Annotated in this window: 14 protein-coding genes, 1 tRNA gene and 2 pseudogenes; 6 read left to right on the forward strand and 11 right to left on the reverse strand. The window is 73.6% G+C overall.

What is annotated here, in order from left to right:
• The 4 genes and pseudogenes from VIW71_RS05480 to VIW71_RS05495 form a co-directional block, all read right to left on the reverse strand.
• A pseudogene (locus tag VIW71_RS05480) lies at positions 1–673 on the reverse strand (hypothetical protein); the annotation flags it as partial.
• 130 nt (positions 674–803) lie between these two features.
• On the reverse strand, positions 804–2,624 hold the full coding sequence (locus VIW71_RS05485) for a DEAD/DEAH box helicase (protein WP_331620821.1): 1,821 nt from the start codon (positions 2,622–2,624) through the stop codon (positions 804–806).
• Between the two features lie 468 nt (positions 2,625–3,092).
• Positions 3,093–3,365: a hypothetical protein gene (locus VIW71_RS05490; protein ID WP_331620822.1), complete on the reverse strand. Its 273-nt coding sequence runs from the start codon at positions 3,363–3,365 to the stop codon at positions 3,093–3,095.
• A 649-nt stretch (positions 3,366–4,014) separates the two neighbouring features.
• A complete protein-coding gene (locus VIW71_RS05495) occupies positions 4,015–4,365 on the reverse strand; it encodes a metallopeptidase family protein (protein WP_331620823.1) in 351 nt (116 codons plus the stop codon).
• A 140-nt stretch (positions 4,366–4,505) separates the two neighbouring features.
• Here VIW71_RS05495 and VIW71_RS05500 point away from each other — a divergent pair.
• From VIW71_RS05500 to VIW71_RS05515, 4 genes and pseudogenes are all read left to right on the forward strand, one after another.
• Positions 4,506–4,581, forward strand: a tRNA-Glu gene (locus VIW71_RS05500).
• Between the two features lie 151 nt (positions 4,582–4,732).
• Positions 4,733–5,050, forward strand: a complete 318-nt coding sequence (locus VIW71_RS05505) for a hypothetical protein (protein ID WP_331620824.1) — start codon at positions 4,733–4,735, stop codon at positions 5,048–5,050.
• 390 nt (positions 5,051–5,440) lie between these two features.
• Positions 5,441–5,941 (forward strand): annotated as a pseudogene (locus tag VIW71_RS05510) (DoxX family protein); the annotation flags it as partial.
• Positions 5,942–6,040: 99 nt separating this feature from the next.
• Positions 6,041–6,511: a Rieske (2Fe-2S) protein gene (locus VIW71_RS05515; RefSeq protein ID WP_331620867.1), complete on the forward strand. Its 471-nt coding sequence runs from the start codon at positions 6,041–6,043 to the stop codon at positions 6,509–6,511.
• Between the two features lie 523 nt (positions 6,512–7,034).
• Here the strand turns inward: VIW71_RS05515 and VIW71_RS05520 are convergent.
• Positions 7,035–8,618: an APC family permease gene (locus VIW71_RS05520; RefSeq protein WP_331620825.1), complete on the reverse strand. Its 1,584-nt coding sequence runs from the start codon at positions 8,616–8,618 to the stop codon at positions 7,035–7,037.
• Between the two features lie 240 nt (positions 8,619–8,858).
• Here VIW71_RS05520 and VIW71_RS05525 point away from each other — a divergent pair, with 240 nt between their 5' ends.
• Positions 8,859–9,311 (forward strand): DUF7144 family membrane protein, encoded by a 453-nt coding sequence (locus VIW71_RS05525; protein WP_331620826.1) that lies wholly within the window; start codon positions 8,859–8,861, stop codon positions 9,309–9,311.
• A gap of 31 nt (positions 9,312–9,342) precedes the next feature.
• On the forward strand, positions 9,343–10,761 hold the full coding sequence (locus VIW71_RS05530) for a DUF2252 domain-containing protein (protein ID WP_331620868.1): 1,419 nt from the start codon (positions 9,343–9,345) through the stop codon (positions 10,759–10,761).
• A gap of 213 nt (positions 10,762–10,974) precedes the next feature.
• Here the strand turns inward: VIW71_RS05530 and hypE are convergent, their stop codons facing one another.
• From hypE to VIW71_RS05560, 6 genes are all read right to left on the reverse strand, one after another.
• Positions 10,975–11,964: a hydrogenase expression/formation protein HypE gene (hypE, locus tag VIW71_RS05535; RefSeq protein WP_414720669.1), complete on the reverse strand. Its 990-nt coding sequence runs from the start codon at positions 11,962–11,964 to the stop codon at positions 10,975–10,977.
• 100 nt (positions 11,965–12,064) lie between these two features.
• Positions 12,065–13,168 (reverse strand): hydrogenase formation protein HypD, encoded by a 1,104-nt coding sequence (gene hypD, locus VIW71_RS05540; protein ID WP_331620828.1) that lies wholly within the window; start codon positions 13,166–13,168, stop codon positions 12,065–12,067.
• Positions 13,165–13,449 (reverse strand): HypC/HybG/HupF family hydrogenase formation chaperone, encoded by a 285-nt coding sequence (locus tag VIW71_RS05545; protein ID WP_331620829.1) that lies wholly within the window; start codon positions 13,447–13,449, stop codon positions 13,165–13,167. Before VIW71_RS05545 ends, hypD begins: the two co-directional genes overlap by 4 nt.
• A 19-nt stretch (positions 13,450–13,468) precedes the next feature.
• Complete coding sequence (gene hypF, locus VIW71_RS05550; RefSeq protein WP_414720670.1) at positions 13,469–15,919, reverse strand: carbamoyltransferase HypF; 2,451 nt, start codon at positions 15,917–15,919, stop codon at positions 13,469–13,471.
• On the reverse strand, positions 15,919–16,800 hold the full coding sequence (gene hypB, locus VIW71_RS05555; RefSeq protein WP_331620831.1) for a hydrogenase nickel incorporation protein HypB: 882 nt from the start codon (positions 16,798–16,800) through the stop codon (positions 15,919–15,921). The genes hypF and hypB overlap by 1 nt, the downstream gene beginning before the upstream one ends.
• On the reverse strand, positions 16,800–17,162 hold the full coding sequence (locus VIW71_RS05560) for a hydrogenase maturation nickel metallochaperone HypA (RefSeq protein WP_331620832.1): 363 nt from the start codon (positions 17,160–17,162) through the stop codon (positions 16,800–16,802). The genes hypB and VIW71_RS05560 overlap by 1 nt, the downstream gene beginning before the upstream one ends.
• Positions 17,163–17,282: the final 120 nt, after the last annotated feature.

The following is a 17,282-nucleotide window of genomic DNA, read 5'->3' on the forward strand; positions in this document are numbered from 1 at the left end:
GCCAGGTTTTGGGGGCGGTGTCGAGGCTGGGGCCGGAGCCCCAGCCGTCGGGGTAGCGGTACAGGGCGCCGCCGGGGGTGCGGGCGAGTACCTCGCCCCGGCCGTCGCCGTTGAGGTCGCCTGCCTGGGTGAAGAAGTTGAACAGGGTCTTGGCGTACTCTGTCGCCCCGCCGTACGGAAGGCAGCCGGTCAGCCGGTTGTCGTCGTCGATGCCGCAGTAGGACAGGTAGCCGAAGCCAGTGACGAGCTGCCGGGCGGTGACCGAACCGCTGTCGTGGGGGTAGGCGTAGACGTCCCGGCCCCATGCGATCATCTGGCTGCGGTACGCGGTGACGTTGGTGTAGACGCGCACACCGTTGGTGTCCACGCAACGCGTGGCCTTGGTCGCGGAGATCCCGATCAACGTGTCCGGCCGGCTCCCCGGAGCCCGGGGCAGCACGGCGAACGCCGCCTGACGGGTCTGCCAGTCGTACCGCGGGTGTACGCGGAACCGTGGGCCGCCGCTGCCGCTGCCCTGCACGCCGCCGTCGTACGCGAACGAGATGTCGTCGCCGGACCGCCCGGTGAAGCAGTCAGGACCGGTCAGGACCCGCGTCTGGGTCAGCTCGACCGCGCTGCAGCCGCGGTAGGAGGTGGCCGGAGCGGGGCCCAGGTCTCGAACCCCACCACCCACGACGGCATCGCAACAGCCGCCCCACAGGCACAACGGAACGGGCCCGCGGCGTGCGATTCCTCGCACGTCGCGGGCCCATGGGGTCCGTTACGGGTCTTGCGGATCGGCCCCCGGCGTCAGTCGACCGCCGTCAGCCGTTGCGCTTCCAGCGCGGCTTGCGGTCGTACGACGACGAGCCGGAACCGGAGGAGCCGGAGGGCCGGTTGTCGCGGCCGTACGAGGTGGGGCGGTCGCGGTCACGGTCGCCGCCGTAGGACGGACGGCGGTCGCGGTCACCGTAGGACGGCCGGCTGTCGCGGCGCTCGTCACGGTTGTACGACGGGCGCTCGTCACGGCGCCGGTCGAAGTTGCCGCGCTCGTCGCGCCGCGCCGGGGCGGGGCGTTCCTCGCGGGGCGCGGGGATGACGGGCACGGCGGCGGCCTCGGCGGCGGCTGCCTCCGCGGCCAGCTCGGCGGCCTTGGCGGCCACCGCCTCGTCCGGGTCCTCACCGCGCTCGCGCGCCGAACGGGCGGTCAACCGGTCCGCCTCCTCGCGGAGTTCGGCGGCGCGCCGCTGCACACGTTCGAGCTGGCGGGTGAGTTCGGCCACCTCGCGCTCGGCCTGCGCGGCGGCGTTCTGCACCGCGTCGGCCTGCACGTCGGTCAGCGAGCGGGCACCCGTGATACGGGCGACGTCCTCGTCGAAGACGCCGGCGCCGCCGATGATGTGGCGCGAGGCGTCCACGCCCGCGTCCTCCATCAGCCGGAAGATCTGCTTGCGCTGGTGCGGGAGGGCCAGCGAGACGACCGTGCCGGACTTGCCCGCGCGGGCGGTGCGGCCGGAACGGTGCAGGTAGTCCTTGTGGTCGCCGGCCGGGTCGACGTTCAGTACCAGGTCGATGCCGTCGACGTGGATGCCGCGGGCGGCGACGTCGGTGGCGACCAGCACGTTGACGTGCCCGCCCTTGAAGTCCTCCAGCGTGCGGGTGCGGGCGCCCTGGGTCATGCCGCCGTGCAGCGCGTCGGCGCGTACGCCGGACTCGATGAGCTGCTCGGCGACGCGGTCGGCGCCCATCTGGGTGCGGACGAAGATGATGGTGCGGCCCTTGCGGGCTGCGATGGCGGCGGTGACCGGCGCCTTGTCCTTGGGCTTCACGACCAGCACATGGTGGGTCATGGTGGTGACCGCGCCCTGGGCGGCGTCCACCTCGTGGGTGACCGGGCCGACCAGGTAGCGCTTCACGAGGGTGTCGATCTCGTTCTCCAGCGTCGCGGAGAACAGCAGCCGCTGGCCGCCGGCCGGGATGAGGTCGAGGATCTCGGTGACCTCGGGCAGGAAGCCCATGTCGGCCATCTGGTCGGCCTCGTCCAGTACGGCGATCCGCACCTGGTCCAGGGCGGCGGCGCCGCGGTTGATCAGGTCGCGCAGCCGGCCCGGGGTGGCCACCAGGATGTCCACGCCGCGCTCGAGGGCGTAGATCTGGTTCTGCATGGACGTGCCGCCGCAGACGACCTTCATCTTCAGGCCGAGCACGTCGCCGTAGGGCTGGAGCGCGTCGGCGACCTGCATGGCCAGCTCGCGGGTCGGGGTGAGGATGACGCCGCGGGGGCGCTTCTTCTCGGTGTGGCCGCCGGCGAGGAGGGTGAGCAGCGGCAGACCGAAGGAGAGGGTCTTGCCGGAACCGGTCCGGCCGCGGCCCAGGATGTCCCGGCCGGACAGGGCGTCCGGGATGGTGGCGGCCTGGATCGGGAAGGGGGTCACCACGCCGTTCTGGGTGAGCTTGCGCACGATCTCGTCGGGGAGACCGAGGTCGGCGAAGGTGATCTCGGGGGCTTCGGCGGTGGTTTCCGTCACCGGGGCCGTGACGGCTTCCCCGGCGGTTTGCGTGGCGCTGTGCGTGGCTGCTGTCGTGCTGGCTGCGTCGGCGGCGTTCTCGGGCATGGCGGAACGGTCGGCACTGTCAAGGGACATGCTGAAGCTAAACCTCTCGGAGACTTACGGCACGCGCCAGCTCCGCAGGTTGCTTACAACCGCCTCTGTGCGGTCAGCCAACAGGAGATGAGGAACGCGCCACGCGGCGCGCTCGGGATCAGGCGCCAGGCAAATGGGAAAATGGAGTGTGGGATCAGACGATCTCCCAGCATACGCATCCATCCCGACTTTCCCAAATCACCTGGCTGAGCAGGGTGCAGGCAGGGTGCAGGGGGGTGCAGGCGGGGTGTCGTCGCTGTGCCTCTGGTATGCCGCTGCGTCCCGGGGCCGCCGCCGCGTCGCGCCGCAGGTGCCGCGTGGGTCAGGGTTCGCCAGTCAGGGAGCAGCATCCGGTGCGGGTCGCAAGGCGCCGGACCGGCCCCGCAGCGGACCTGCCCGGCCGATGCGGCAACGCCGCGAGGTGCCGTGCCGGGCGTCGCGACGGGGCGACCTCCATGGACAGAACAACTAGGTCTCGGGGGAGCCGGTCGGGTCGGGGGACGCGGTCGGGGAGGGCGGGTCGGTGGGGGGGTCGGTGGTCGGTTCCGGGGAGGGCGGGGCGGTCGGCGGCGGCTCGGCGGTCGGGGACGGCTGCGTGGTGGGCCGCGGGGCGCTCGGGTCGTCGGCAGGGGGCGGCAGGACGCGGTCCGCGGGTTCGCCGTGTGCGGCGGGGCCGGGGGATACGGAGGTGGGCGCCCCGGCGGAGGGCGTATCCCCGGTGACCGTCGGCGACGGCGACATGCCACCACCCCTCGCCGCAGGCCAGGGCCTGCCCTGCTCCCCGACCCCGCGGGGCCCCTCCGCGGCACTCCCCACGCTCACCGGCGCCCGCCCGGGCGCCCGCTCCTCGGACGCACCCCCCGCGCTCACGCAGGCGGCGACGCCGGCGGCCACCAGAGTGACGAGTACGGCGGAACGAACCCCGGCGACACCTGCGCGGGCGGTCAATGCGGGCATGCGGGAACCTCGGCCTCGGGTGCGGAGCGCGCGTACGGTACCGGCGTACGCCGCCGTGCGGTCTCGCGGTGTCCAACGTCACCGCGACCCGCCAGGACACGCCAGGGCGGGCGCAGGGTGCCGGGAGGCGGCGAGCCGCGGGGATCGGCATGGGACGGCGCCGAACGGACCGCGACCGGGCGACGCCCTCGGACGGACCGGGCCCGGCGCGGGACGGACCCGGCACGGAAGGGACCCGGCACGGAAGGACCCGGCACGGGACAGAACCGGCACGGGAGGACCCGGCACGGAAGGGACCCGGCACGGGACGGAACCGGCACGGAAGGACCCGGCTCAGCGCGGTCGGCGCGCGAAACGGCGCGGTCGGGCCGGGACGGCCCGCCGGTCAGTGGGCGGCAGCCCGATCAGCCCGGACACCCCGCGGCAGCGCGCCTCACCCGTATCCGAGGGCGTGCAGCCGCTCGTCGTCGATGCCGAAGTGGTGGGCGATCTCGTGGACGACGGTGATCTCCGTCTCCTCCACGGCCTGCTCCCGGGTGTCGCACATCCGCAGCGTGGGCCCGCGGTAGATGGTGATCCGGTCGGGCAGCACGCCCGCGTACCACTCGCCCCGCTCGGTCAGCGGGGTCCCCTCGTACAGCCCGAGCAGGTCGCCGTCGCCGTCCGTCGGCTCGTCCTCGACGAACACGGCCACGTTGTCCATCAGGCGGGTCAGCTCGACGGGGATACGGTCCAGCGCCTCGCCGACCAGTTCCTCGAAGTCCTCGCGGGTCATCTCCAGCACACGCCCATTGTGGCCGCTCCCCCGCTCCCCGCCCCCGTACTTACCCGCCTCCCCGCCAAACCGTTTTGGCGATCCCCGATCCCATCCCATATGCTGCACACGTCCCCGACGCGCTGCGAAGCGCCCAGGCGGGCCAATTAGCCCTCATCGTCTAGTGGCCCAGGACGCCGCCCTTTCAAGGCGGTAGCACGGGTTCGAATCCCGTTGGGGGCACCATCGTGGTCTTTGTCTTTCGGCTGCTTCCCCTCGGGGAGGCAGCCGTTTGCGTGCTGCGGTCGCTGCCGCGATCCGTCCCGCCACGGCCGGGGGCGTGATCGTCACCTGTCCACCCGGGCGTGGACGCGCGAGCACCCCCGGTGGGTAAGCGGTGAAGTCGCACCAGGCAACTCGGGCCTGTGGCGGCGAGCCCGAGTCCGGCGGCCCCGGAGCGGCCGAGGCGGGCTCGGGGCTGGTACACATCCACGCGCTCGGTGCCGATCCGGCCGGCGGCGTCCTGATGCTGCGGGACTGGTCCCCCGGAAACGCCCTGGTCACTGTCGACACCCATGGTGCCGTGGGGGCGAGTGCCAACCACCACGGGGGCACCTGGTCCGCGCCGGGCACCCCGCAGGCACGCGCCGCCCAGGGACCCCGCGACGGCCTCGCCGGCCAGGAACCCAGAGGGGTCAGCCCGGCACCCACGTAATCACCACGAACCCCGTCCCGGGTGGGCCGACCGGCCTCGAACCAGGCCTGGAAACCTGACGAGAAACCGGTCTCTCCACCCGCAAGCAGTCCACCGGCCCTGACGGGCCGGCTGGAACCACCTGCTCACGAATGAGGAATCCCATGGGTTCCTGTCGCCGCGCTCCGCCCGCGGCGCGGGCCGCGGGCCTGGCGCCGCCGGACCCGGCCATGACCACCGACCGAGGGCGCGGACCGGTGTGCCGGCGCGGGATGTCACCCGGATGACCGGCGCCCCCGCTGAGCCGGCGCGGGAAGGCAGATGACGGGGCCATCGGACGACCCCGCCTCCTCGGCCGCGGCCGAGGGGGGACCACGGAGGAGGAGCGGCATGACGAAGCGTGACACGGCGATGAAGCCCGGCGCCCAGGGCGGCGAACGGTTGCCTGCGGCGGGGCCGGCGGACCTGAAGGAGCAGGTGTCCCGGTATGCGCTACTGCCGCTGCGGCTCTTCCTGGGCGCGACCTTCGTCTACGCGGGCCTGGACAAGCTCGCCTCCACCCACTACCTGGCCGGGGCTGCCGACCCGGCGTCCTTCGTGGCGCAGGCCCAGGCAACCGGGGGCGCCGGGCCGATAGGGCCGCTGCTGGATCTGGCGCTACGGGCGCCCACGCCGGTGGCCCTGGCCATGGCCTTCGGCGAGCTGGCGGTCGGCCTGGGCTCCCTGCTGGGCCTGTGGACGCGGCTGGCCGCCCTCGGCGGTGCCCTGATCAGCCTCAGCCTGTGGCTGACGGTGAGCTGGCAGATGGACCCGTACTACCTGGGCAACGACCTGGCCTACCTGCTGGCGTGGACGCCGCTGCTGTTGAGCGGGGCCCCGCTGCTCTCGCTGGACGCCCTGCTGGCGCGGCGCTCGGCCCTGGCACGGGCGGCCGGGGCGGCGCCGGACGCGGTGCGGCGGCGGGCACTGATCGACGGCGGTGTGGCGGCCGTGGCGGTGGCGGGCGTCGGGATGCTGGCCGGGGCGCCGGCGGCCAGGCTGGGCCGCAAGGAGGAGGCGGCCGCCACGCCGTCGGCGTCGGCCGCGGCCGGGCAGGCGACCGCACCGGCCACGCCGGGCTCCGGGGAAGCGGCGGATTCCGGGGAAGCGGCGGGCTCCGGGGAAGCGGCGGGGGCCGCTTCGGTGGCGGTGGCCGACATCCCGGTCGGCGGTGCCGCCAGGACCACGGACCCGGCCACCGGCGACGCGGTGTATGTGCTGCAGCCTGAGCAGGGCCGGTACACCGCGCTGTCGGCGCTCTGCCCGCACGCCCGCTGCGTGGTCGACGCGCCCGTCGACGGCAAGCTGGTCTGCCCCTGCCACAACTCCGAGTTCGACGCGGACACCGGGGCGCTGCTCCAGGGCCCGGCCACCAGCGGGCTGGCCAGGTACGGGATCACCCGCAGCGGTGACCGGCTGCGGCTGGGCGCCCAGGAGTCCTGACCGGTTCCGTTCCCGAGGCTGTTCCAGAGGCTGTTCCAGAGGCTTGTGAGGCCCTGTCACCGGGGGTGCCTGCCTGGGCCGGGGCTGCCTGCCTGGGCCCCACGCCCCGGTGTGGTCGACGGCGCCGGACGGCCGACGGCGGGTGACCAGCCATGCCCCAGCCGTGGAGCAGTCCGGCGCCGCGGCTGGGGCCGAGGACCCGAGGCGTACATGCGCCCCCTGTTCTGCGACCAGCAGACCGCTCGTCGCCGCCCGCCGGCCACAGCAGCACCCCGGGGCGACGGGGCCCCGGCCCCGGCGCCTCGGGGATCGAGGTCGGGCATCGGACATCGGGGATCAGGCATCGAGGTCGGGCATCGGGCATCGAGGGTCAAGGACCGAGGTCCGGCATCGGGCATCGTGACCCGGCATCGTGGTCGGTCAGACCGTGCGTTCGAAGAAGCCGCGGCAGGACCCGGCGGGGTCGGTGACGGCGCCGCCGACCCCGCCGGGTCGAGCAGCGCCATCCGCACCCGGGCCCGGCTCAGCGCCGCTTCGGGGCCGCGTGGCGCCCCGAGCGGCGTTCGTAGGAGGAGACGGGGATGGTCTCCTGGCGGAAGAACCCCGGACTGGCCAGCCGGCACACCAGCATCAGCACACCGCCGAGCAGCAGCGCGCCGATGCCGGTGACCAGCACCCCGCCGAGCCGCCAGTGCGGCGGGACCGGCAGGGTCCACGAGGTGGAGCCGTAGTCCGCGGCCGAGTACACCCGGCAGGCGTGGACGAAGAAGTACAGCAGCAGCAGGCCGCCGAGCCCCGGCACGATTCCCTTGAAGAACAGGTCGTGCGGGCTGCGGGTGAGGACCTTGCGGTAGTACCAGACACAGGCGAACCCGGTGAGCCCGTAGTAGAAGGCGATCATCAGACCCACCGATCCGATGGAGTCGGCCAGTACGTTCTCGCTCACCCGGGTCAGCACGACGTAGAAGGCGATGGACGCCAGGCCCATGCCCACCGTGGACCAGGTCGGCGTGAGGAAGCGTGGGTGGATCCGGGCGAACCGGTCCGGGATCGCCTTGTACGACGCCATCGACAGCGTGGTGCGGGCCGTCGGCAGGATCGTGGTCTGGGTGGAGGCCGCGGCCGAGGTGAGCACCATCAGGATCAGCAGCTTCGTGGCGAACGAGCCCCAACCTCCCGTGCCGAAGACCTCGGAGCCCAGGTTGGACAGCACGTCGTCGGCGTTGTCGGGGTTGCCGAGGCCGATGCCCGTGTCCCCGACCCCGGCGAAGGCCTGCGCCGAGACGGTGACGACGCCGTAGACGAGCAGCAGGACGACGGTGGAGATGACCGCGGCCCGGCCCGGGGTGCGGTCGCGGTCGACGGTCTCCTCGTTGACCGCGACGGCGGTGTCCCAGCCCCAGTAGATGAACACCCCGGCGAGCATGCCCTTGGTGAGGGCGTCCAGCGAGTCGATGCGGAACGGGTTGAACCAGGACCACTCGGCGCGCGAGGCCACACTCGGCGCGGTGCCCGCGTACACCTTGACCAGGGCCGTGACAGCCAGCACGACGAGGATCACGACCTCGATGGTGAGCAGCACCTTCTGACTGTCCGCCGAGATCTCGATGCCGATGTAGCAGATCAGCGTCATCACCGCGATCCACAGCACGCCGGCCACGGTGACCCACAGGGTGCTGTCCGCGAGTCCGTCCGCTCCCACCAGCTTGAAGCCGTACGCCCCGGCGATCTGCGCGAGGTTGGCCATGACGATGATGTCGGCGGCGACGATGCCCCAGCCGCCCAGCCACCCGGTGCGCGGGCCGAACGCCCGGGACGCCCAGGTGAAGGTGGTGCCGCAGTCGGGGTCCGCCTGGTTGAGCTCCTTGTACGCGTACGCGATCAGGAGCATCGGGACGAAGGCCAGGATGACCACGATCGGTGACTGGAACCCCACGATGCCGACGATGACGCCGAGGGTCGCCGCGAGGCTGTAGGCGGGGGCGGTGGAGGCCAGGCCGATCACGACGCTGGAGTACAGCCCCAGTGCGCCCTGCTTGAGCCCCTTGTCGGTCGCTCCTGTGCCCGGCGGTGTGTGTGCCGACGGCGGTGCAGCGGGCGATCCCATCGCGGCCTCCGGACGGAAAACACGTATGTATCTCTCCGTTGACTCAACTCGCCGTCCCGGTCGGCCGCAACCGGATGGGCCCGGCCACGGCTCCCCGCCTCGCCCCGCGCGAGCGTGTGTTCGCGGGTTCGGCCTGCGGCGATGCGCCGGAAGTGCCGAAAGTCGACTCCGGTGACAGGCTGGATTGGGGAACCTGACCACCAGGGCCCCGAGCGACACCTCGCGGAGGAGGAGTCCCAAATGGCGACGGCTGACATACGTCGGGACAACGTGGCGGGCACCGGCGGCGGCGGTGGTGACAGCACGAGCGAGTGGCGAAGCGGCTGGGTCACCTTCGCCGGCGTCATGATGATCTTCAGCGGAACGATGGGGATCCTGCAGGGCGTCGTCGCTCTGGCCAGTGACGACATCATCGTGGTCGCCCGCAACTACGCCTACAAGTTCGACCTCTCGGCCTGGGGCGGGCTGCATCTCGCGCTGGGCATCCTGGTCGTCCTCGCGGGCATGGCGCTGTTGCGGACGACGGCGCTCTGGGCACGTGCCGTCGCCATCACCGCGGCGGGCCTGTCGATGATCGGCAACTTCATGTGGCTGCCGTACTACCCGTTCTGGGCCCTCTCACTGATCGCCATCGACGCCTTCGTCATCTGGGCGGTGTGCACCAGCGGGAGCAAGCGGGCGAGCGCCCGCTGACGGGGACAGGACGGCGATCGCGATGACCACCATGAACCCCGACCGCCCGACCGGGCAGGACAACGCGCACCGCACCCCGGGCGAGCGTGCCGCGCTCGGCCGGGCGGCCCGGCGGGCGGTGCCCCGGTCGAGCCACGCCGAGTTCGGGCCGGCGCCGGACCGGACCGACCCGGTCGACGTCGTCGAGAAGCAGTCGGCCACCCGGGTGCCGGAGCTGGTGCCGATCCGCTACGGCCGGATGAGCGAGTCGCCGTTCCGCTTCTACCGCGGCGCCGCCGCCATCATGGCGATGGACCTGGCCACCACCCCGCGCACCGGCTTCACGACCCAGGCCTGCGGGGACGCGCACCTGCTGAACTTCCGGCTGCTGGCCTCGCCGGAGCGCCGCATGGTGTTCGACATCAACGACTTCGACGAGACGCTGCCCGGTCCGTGGGAGTGGGACGTCAAGCGGCTGGCCGCCAGCCTGGTCATCGCCGCCCGCGCCAACGGCTTCGACGACCGGGAGCGGGCCGACATCGTACGGGCGACCGTAGGCACGTACCGCACGGCCATGCGGACCTTCGCCGGTATGGGCGATCTCGCGGTCTGGTACGTCCACTTCGACGAGGACTGGATACGGGAGCGGCTGACCGGGCGGCTGGGGGCGCGGGGCCGCAAGCGCTGGACGCGGGCCGTGACCGAGGCGCGCATCCGTGACAACCTGCAGGCCTTCCGCAAGCTCACCCGCGTCGAGGACGGGCAGCGCCGGATCACCCCGGACCCGCCCCTGGTCACTCCCCTCCAGCACCTGCTGCCCGATGTCGAACGCGGCGAGCTGGAGAAGCAGATCCACCACCTGGTCGAGCGCTACGGCCAGAGCCTGCAGTCGGACCGGCGGCACCTGCTGGAGCGGTACCGGGTGGCCGACGTCGCCCGCAAGGTCGTCGGTGTCGGCAGTGTGGGCACGCGCTGCTGGATCATCCTGCTGCTCGGCCGGGACGACGGCGACCCGCTGATGCTTCAGGCCAAGGAGGCCGACCAGTCGGTCCTGGCGCCGTACGTCGGTGCCGCCGGCTACCGGACGCAGGGCGAGCGCGTGGTCTCCGGGCAGCGACTCATGCAGGCCACCAGCGACATCTTCCTGGGCTGGGAGCGCGCGGAAGGCATCGACGGCCGCCAACGGGACTTCTACATCCGGCAGTTGCGCGACTGGAAGGGCATCGCCCAGCCCGAGATCATGGTGCCCCAGGGCATGCGCGCCTTCGGTCAGCTGTGCGGCGCCGTCCTGGCCCGCGCGCACGCCCGGTCGGGCGACCGTATCGCCATCGCGGCGTACCTGGGCCGCGGCGACGCCTTCGACCGCGCTGTGGCGGCCTTCGCCGAGACGTACGCGGACCAGAACGAGAGGGACCACCAGGCGCTCGTCGACGCCGTCCGCCAGGGGCGGGTGCCCGCGCAAACCGCCTGATCCGCCCGGTCCGCCCGGCGCCGCGGCCACCCGGTACCGCGGCCACCGGGTGTCCGCGGGACCACTGCGGTGGGTAGGGCGTCGCACGCGGTACGGCGCCGGCCGGATCTCCTCGACCCGGCCGGCGCCGCGGCCTTGCCCCGTCGGTGAGGCGCGGCCGACGCACAGCGGGGCGGCGCACGGCCGGCAGGCGGGCGGACACCCGACGCGCGGTCAGCAGATGCGCGGCAGTTGCTCGCCGAGCGGGAGGTCGACCACCCGGGTGCCGCCGAGGCCGGTCCGCGCGACGACCATGCCCGGGTGGTCGGCCACGCACGCACCGATCACGGCCGCACCCGCGCCCTGCGGATGGGCGCGCATCGCGGCGAGCGTCTGCTCCGCGTGCTCGGGCGGCACGAAGGCGACCAGGCGGCCCTCGTTCGCCACGTACAACGGGTCCAGGCCGAGGAAGCCGCAGGCCGCCGCCACGGCGTCCGGCACCGGGACGGCCCGCTCGGTGAGGACGACACCGGTGCCCGACGCGGCGGCGATCTCGTTCAGGGACGTGGCCAGCCCGCCGCGCGTCGGGTCGCGCAGCACATGCACGTCCCGGGTGACCTCCAGCATCGCCGCCACCAGCCCGCCCAGCGGCGCCGTGTCGCTGACCACGTCCGCGCCGAACTCCAGCCCCTCCCGCACGCTCAGCACGGCCACCCCGTGCGCGCCGACCGGCCCGCTGACGATCACGACGTCGCCCGGCCTGGCCCGCTGGGGGCGGATGTCGACGCCGTCCGGGATCAGCCCGATCCCGGAGGTGTTGAGGTAGACGCCGTCGCCGTGACCGGTCTCGACCACCTTGGTGTCGCCCGTCACCACCGCCACGCCGGCGGCCGCGGCGGCGGCACCGACGGCCTGCGCGATCCGGCCCACCACCGGCAGCCCGACGCCCTCCTCCAGGATGAACGCGCAGGACAGGAAGGCAGCCCGGGCGCCGCTCATGGCGAGGTCGTTGACCGTCCCGTTGACGGCCAGGTCGCCGATGCTCCCGCCGGGGAAGAACAGCGGTCGCACCACGTACGAGTCGGTGGAGAAGGCCAGCCGCGCCCCGCCCAGCGACAGCGCCGCCGAGTCGGCGAGCCCCGCCAGCGTCTCGTTGCCGTACGCCGGGGCGAACAGATGGGCCATCAGCTCGGCGGACAGCGCCCCGCCGCCCCCGTGGCCCATGACGACCACCGGGTGGTCCCGCAGCGGCGCCGGGCAGGACCACGCGGACGGATCGATCACCGTTTCGGCCGGCGTCTCAACCACCGCCTCAGCCACCGTCTCAGCCAACGGGGGCCACCTCCAGTCGTCGGTACAGGTAGTACGCGGCGCAGGCTCCCTCGCTGGAGACCATCGTCGCGCCCAGCGGGGTGCGCGGGGTGCAGGTGGTGCCGAAGGCCGGGCACTCGTTCGGCTTGATCAGGCCCTGGAGCACCTCGCCGCTGTGGCAGTCGGCGGACTCGGCGGTCCGCACGTCTCCCACGTCGAACCGGTGCTCCGCGTCGTACGCGCGGAACGCCTCCGACAGCCGCAGGCCGCTGTCCGGGATGGTGCCGATGCCGCGCCAGGCGCGGTCGGTGGTCTCGAAGACCTCCTCGATCATGCGCAGGGCCGCCGGGTTGCCGCCGTCCCGCACCGCGCGCGGGTAGGCGTTCTCCACCCGGTGCTCGCCGCGCTCCAGTTGGCGGACCGTACGGCGGATGCCCTCCAGGATGTCCAGTGGCTCGAACCCGGTCACCACGATCGGCACCCGGTACCGCTCGGCCAGCTCCGGGTACTGGGAGGTGCCCATCACGCTGCACACATGGCCGGCCGCCAGGAACGCCTGGACGCGGCAGTGCGGCGCCCGCATGATCGCCTCCACGGCGGGCGGGACGCACACGTGCGAGACGAGCAGGCTGAAGTTGCCGATACCGAGGCGGCGGGCCTCGTGGACGGTCATTGCGTTGGCCGGGGCCGTGGTCTCGAAGCCGATACCGAAGAACACCACCTGCCGGTCGGGGTTGCGGCGGGCGATGTCCAGCGCGTCGAGCGGCGAGTACACCACCCGTACGTCACCGCCCTCGCCCTTGACCCGGAACAGGTCGCGGCCGGTGCCCGGCACCCGCAGCATGTCCCCGAACGAGCAGAAGATCACCTCGGGGCGGGAGGCGATCGCCAGCGCCTTGTCGATCATCTCCAGGGGAGTCACGCACACCGGGCAGCCCGGCCCGTGGATGAGCTCCACCTGGTCGGGCAGCAGCTGGTCGATGCCGTGCCGGATGATGGAATGGGTCTGGCCGCCGCAGACCTCCATCATCGCCCAGGGGCGGGTGACGGTCGCGTGGATGTCGTCCAGCAGCCGACGGGCCAGTTCCGGATCGTTGAACTCCTCGATGTACCTCATCGCACGCCTTCCGCGTCGCTCTCAGCCTGCTCCCACGGGTCGCCGAACTCCTCCTGCAGCAGGCCCAGTTGCTCGAACAGCTCCAGCGAGGCCCGGGCCGACTGCTCGTCCAGCCGCTGGAGCGCGAAGCCGACGTGGACGATGACGTACTCGCCCACCTCGGCGTCCGGCACGTAGGCCAGGCACACGTCCTTCACCACGCCACCGAAATCGACCCGCGCCATGCGCGTGCCGCCCCGGTCCTCGATCCCGACCACTCGTCCCGGCACGGCCAGGCACATGAGCCTCTCCCTTGCGTCGTCATCGTTCCGCCCGCCCCGCCACGACCAGTTGGCCGAGGGCGAGACCGCCGTCGGTGGGCGGCACCCGCCGGTGGCGGAGCACCGTGAAGCCGTCCGCCGTCAGGCGTGCGGCGCACTCCTCGTCGAGCAGGGCGTTGGCGAACACCCCGCCCGACAGCGCGGCCACCCGCGCGCCCGTCTCCTCCCGGGCCGTCCGGCAGACCGCCGCCACGGCCGCCGCCACCGCACGATGGAAGCGGGCGGCGATCACCGTGACGGGCACCCGGCGGCGGAGGTCGGCCACGATCGCCGCCAGAACCGGCCCGGGGTCGAGCGGCGCCCGGTCCGGGCCATGGCCCGCGAAGGCGTACGCGCCGGTGTTCTCCGCCCAGGCCACCGCCGCTGCCGCCTCCAGTGCGATCGCGGCCTGTGCCTCGTACCCCGCCCGATGGCACAGCCCGGCGAGCGAGGACACCGCGTCGAACAGCCGCCCCATGCTCGACGTCGGCACGCAGGCCGTGTTCCGCTCCAACTGGCGCTCCAGCAGCCGCAGTTCGTCGGGCGCGCAGGCGGCGACGCACGGCAGGTCCGGGTCCCAGGGCAGGCCGGCCGTGCGCAGCCGGGCCAGGGCGGTGCGGCAGGGGTTGGCGACGCCCGCGTCGCCGCCCGGCAGGGGCGCGTACCGCAGGTGGGCGAAGCGGCGGTACGCGCCGTAACCGGCGATCAGGACCTCGCCGCCCCAGACCGCCCCGTCGTCGCCGTAGCCGGTGCCGTCGAAAGCGACGCCGACGACCGGCCCGGTGCCGTCGAAGCCGTTCTCCGCCAGCACCGAGGCGATGTGCGCGTGGTGGTGCTGCACCAGGTGCAGCGGACGGCCGGTGGCGGTGGCGTGCCGCCGCGCCCAGCGAACCGAGTGGTACCCGGGGTGCCGGTCGGCGGCCACCAGGTCCGGGGCGATTCCGGTCAGCGCGGACAGCCGCTCACCGGCCCGCTCGAAGGCCTGTACGGTGGCCAGGTCGCCCATGTCGCCGATGTGCGGGGAGAACCACGCGCTGCCGGCCCCGCCCAGGCACAGCGCGTTCTTCAGGTCCCCGCCGACGGCGAGCGCGGGACGTACGGGGACGGGCAGTTCGACGGGTTCCGGTACGTGGCCGCGCGAGCGCCGCAGTACGAGTTCGCCGCCGTCGTCGGCGCGGACCCGCACCACGGAGTCGTCACAGGGCGCCTCGATGGCACGGTCGTGCCACAGCCAGGCGTCGGCGAGCCCGGCGAGCCGGACCCGGGCCTCCCCGTCGTCGGTCACGATGGGCTCTCCGGAGCGGTTGCCACTGGTCATGACGAGGACGCGGGGCCCCGGCGGGTCGCCCGGCAGCCCGAACAGCAGCCGGTGCAGCGGCGTGTACGGCAGCATCACGCCCACGTCCGGGCTGCCGGGGCAGACCTCGTCGGCCACACCGGTGGCTCCCGGGGAGCGGCGCAGCAGCACGATCGGGCCGCGGGGCCCGCTGAGGACCGCCCGCTCGGCGGCGCTCAGCGGGGCCAGCTTCTCGGCCTCCGCGAGGTCCGCGCACATCACCGCGAAGGGCTTGCCGCCGCGTTCCTTGCGGTCCCGCAGGCGCCGCACGGCCCGCGCGTCGGTCGCGTCACAGACGAGGTGGTACCCGCCGAGGCCCTTGACGGCGACGACCGCGCCGCGCGCCAGCATCCCTCGGGCCTCCGCCAACGCCCGCCCGCCCTCCTCGGGCCGGCGCCCGGCGGCGGTGAGCCTGAGCAGGGGCCCGCAGGCGTGGCAGGCCACCGGCTGGGCGTGGAACCGGCGGTCGGCCGGGTCGGCGTACTCGGCGGCGCACTCCCGGCACAGCGGGAAGGCCGTCATCGTGGTCGTCGCCCGGTCGTAGGGCAGGCCGGTGGAGATGGTGAACCGGGGGCCGCAGTGGGTGCAGACGATGAACGGGTGCCGGTGGCGGCGGTCGGCCGGGTCGGCCAGCTCACGCAGGCAGTCGGCGCAGGTCGCGGTGTCCGGCGGGATCAGCGGGCGGGCTCCGCCGGTGTCCCCGGCGTCCTCGGACGGCTGGATGACGAAGCCCGGGGCCGCGCCGGTCCCGACGGCCGGCACGGTCTCGTACACCACCTCGCGGACCCGCGCCAGCGGCGGCGGCCGGTCCCGCAGGAGACGGCAGAACTCCTGTACGGCTTCGGGGGTGCCCTCGACCTCGGTGACCACGCCCTGTGTGCCGTTGCGGACGAACCCGGCCAGCGCCAGTTCGGCCGCCAGCCCGTACACGAAGGGCCGGAAGCCCACGCCCTGGACGGTGCCGCGCACCGTGACACGGCGACGCAGTACGGACTCGGCCCCGGCCGGGAGCCCGGACGCGGGGGCCGCATCAGGGCCCGGCGACGGGCCACCCGCGGGCCGGTCGCCCGGCGACGGGTCACCCGACCGGTCCGGGCGCCGGGTCAGGGAGTTCATCATGCGGTCGTGTGCTCGTGCGCCGTCGTGTGCTCGCGGCTCGGGCCGTGCACCGAGGCGTGGACGTGGTCCGGACCGTGGTCGTGCCCGTGATCGTGGCCGTGATCGTGGTCGGGCCGTTGCTCGTGGCTCGGGCCGTGCACCGGGGCGTGGGCGTGGTCCGGACCGTGGTCGTGCCCGTGGCGGGCGAGGTGGTCGGCGGCGAGCAGGGGACGGTGGGGCGCGGCTCCGTCGGCCACGGCCAGGACGCGGTCGAGAAGCGCGTCGACACCCAGCCCCGTACGGGCCGACGTGCGCAGTACCTCCACCCCGGGGTTGATCCGCTCCACGGACGCGGTGAAGGCGGCCTCGTCGAACCCCGCGGCTTCGGCGATGTCGGTCTTGGTGAGCACCACGAGGTTCGCCGCCCCGAACGCCGTCGGGTACTTCAGCGGCTTGTCCTCGCCCTCCGTCACCGACATCAGGGCCACCCGCAGCGTCTCACCCAGGTCGTACGAGGCGGGGCAGACCAGGTTGCCGACGTTCTCCACGAACAGCAGCCGCGTGCCGTCCGGCAGCCAGCCGTCGAGGTGGGCGCTGAGCTGGGCGGCCTCCAGATGGCACAGCCCCCCGGTCAGCACCTGCTTGACCGGCGCCCCGGACCTGGCGAGCCGCACCGCGTCGTTCTCGGTCGCCAGGTCGGCGGTGAGCGCGGCCGAGGCGGTGCCCCGTTCACCCGCCCGGCGCAACACCAGCTCCAGCAGTGCGGTTTTCCCGCTGCCCGGGCTGGACAGCAGGTTGACGGCCGTGACACCGCGTCCGGCCATTCGGGCGCGCAGTTCCGCGGCCAGGCCGTCGTTCTTGGCCAGAACGGCCTGCAGTACCTCGACGCTCCGGCACATCACGCGCTCCCTGCCACTCGTACCTCCGCCAGTTCCAGTTCGCGCCCGGCCAGCAGTTCCACCGCCGGCCGCGCGCAGCGCGGGCACCACAGCCCGGGCGGCGAGCCGACCGCGAACTCGGTGCCGCAGCCGCCGGTGCCGCCGCACAGGGCGCGGGCCGGCACCTCCTCGATGACCAGTTCCGCCCCGTGCAGCGGCGTGCCCTCGGCGACCAGCCCGAAGGAGAACCGCAGCGCGTCCGCGACCACGCCCGCCAGCTCGCCGATCCGCAGCGTCACGCCCTCCACGCAGTCCGCCCCGAGCTCTCGGGCGACGGCCTCGGCGCTTTCCACGACGGCGGCGGCGATCGACAGCTCGTGCATGATCCGTCACGGTAGGCACACCGCGGGCCCCGGACCGGCACCCGGGCGGCGGGCGGGGCCCGTTTCCCTCCGGGTGGCGCAAGCGCGGGGTGCGTGGGGGCGCGCCTCGCGCGGCACGCG

Origin of the sequence: Streptomyces sp., from assembly GCF_036524955.1 — a bacterium.
GTDB lineage: Bacteria > Actinomycetota > Actinomycetes > Streptomycetales > Streptomycetaceae > Actinacidiphila.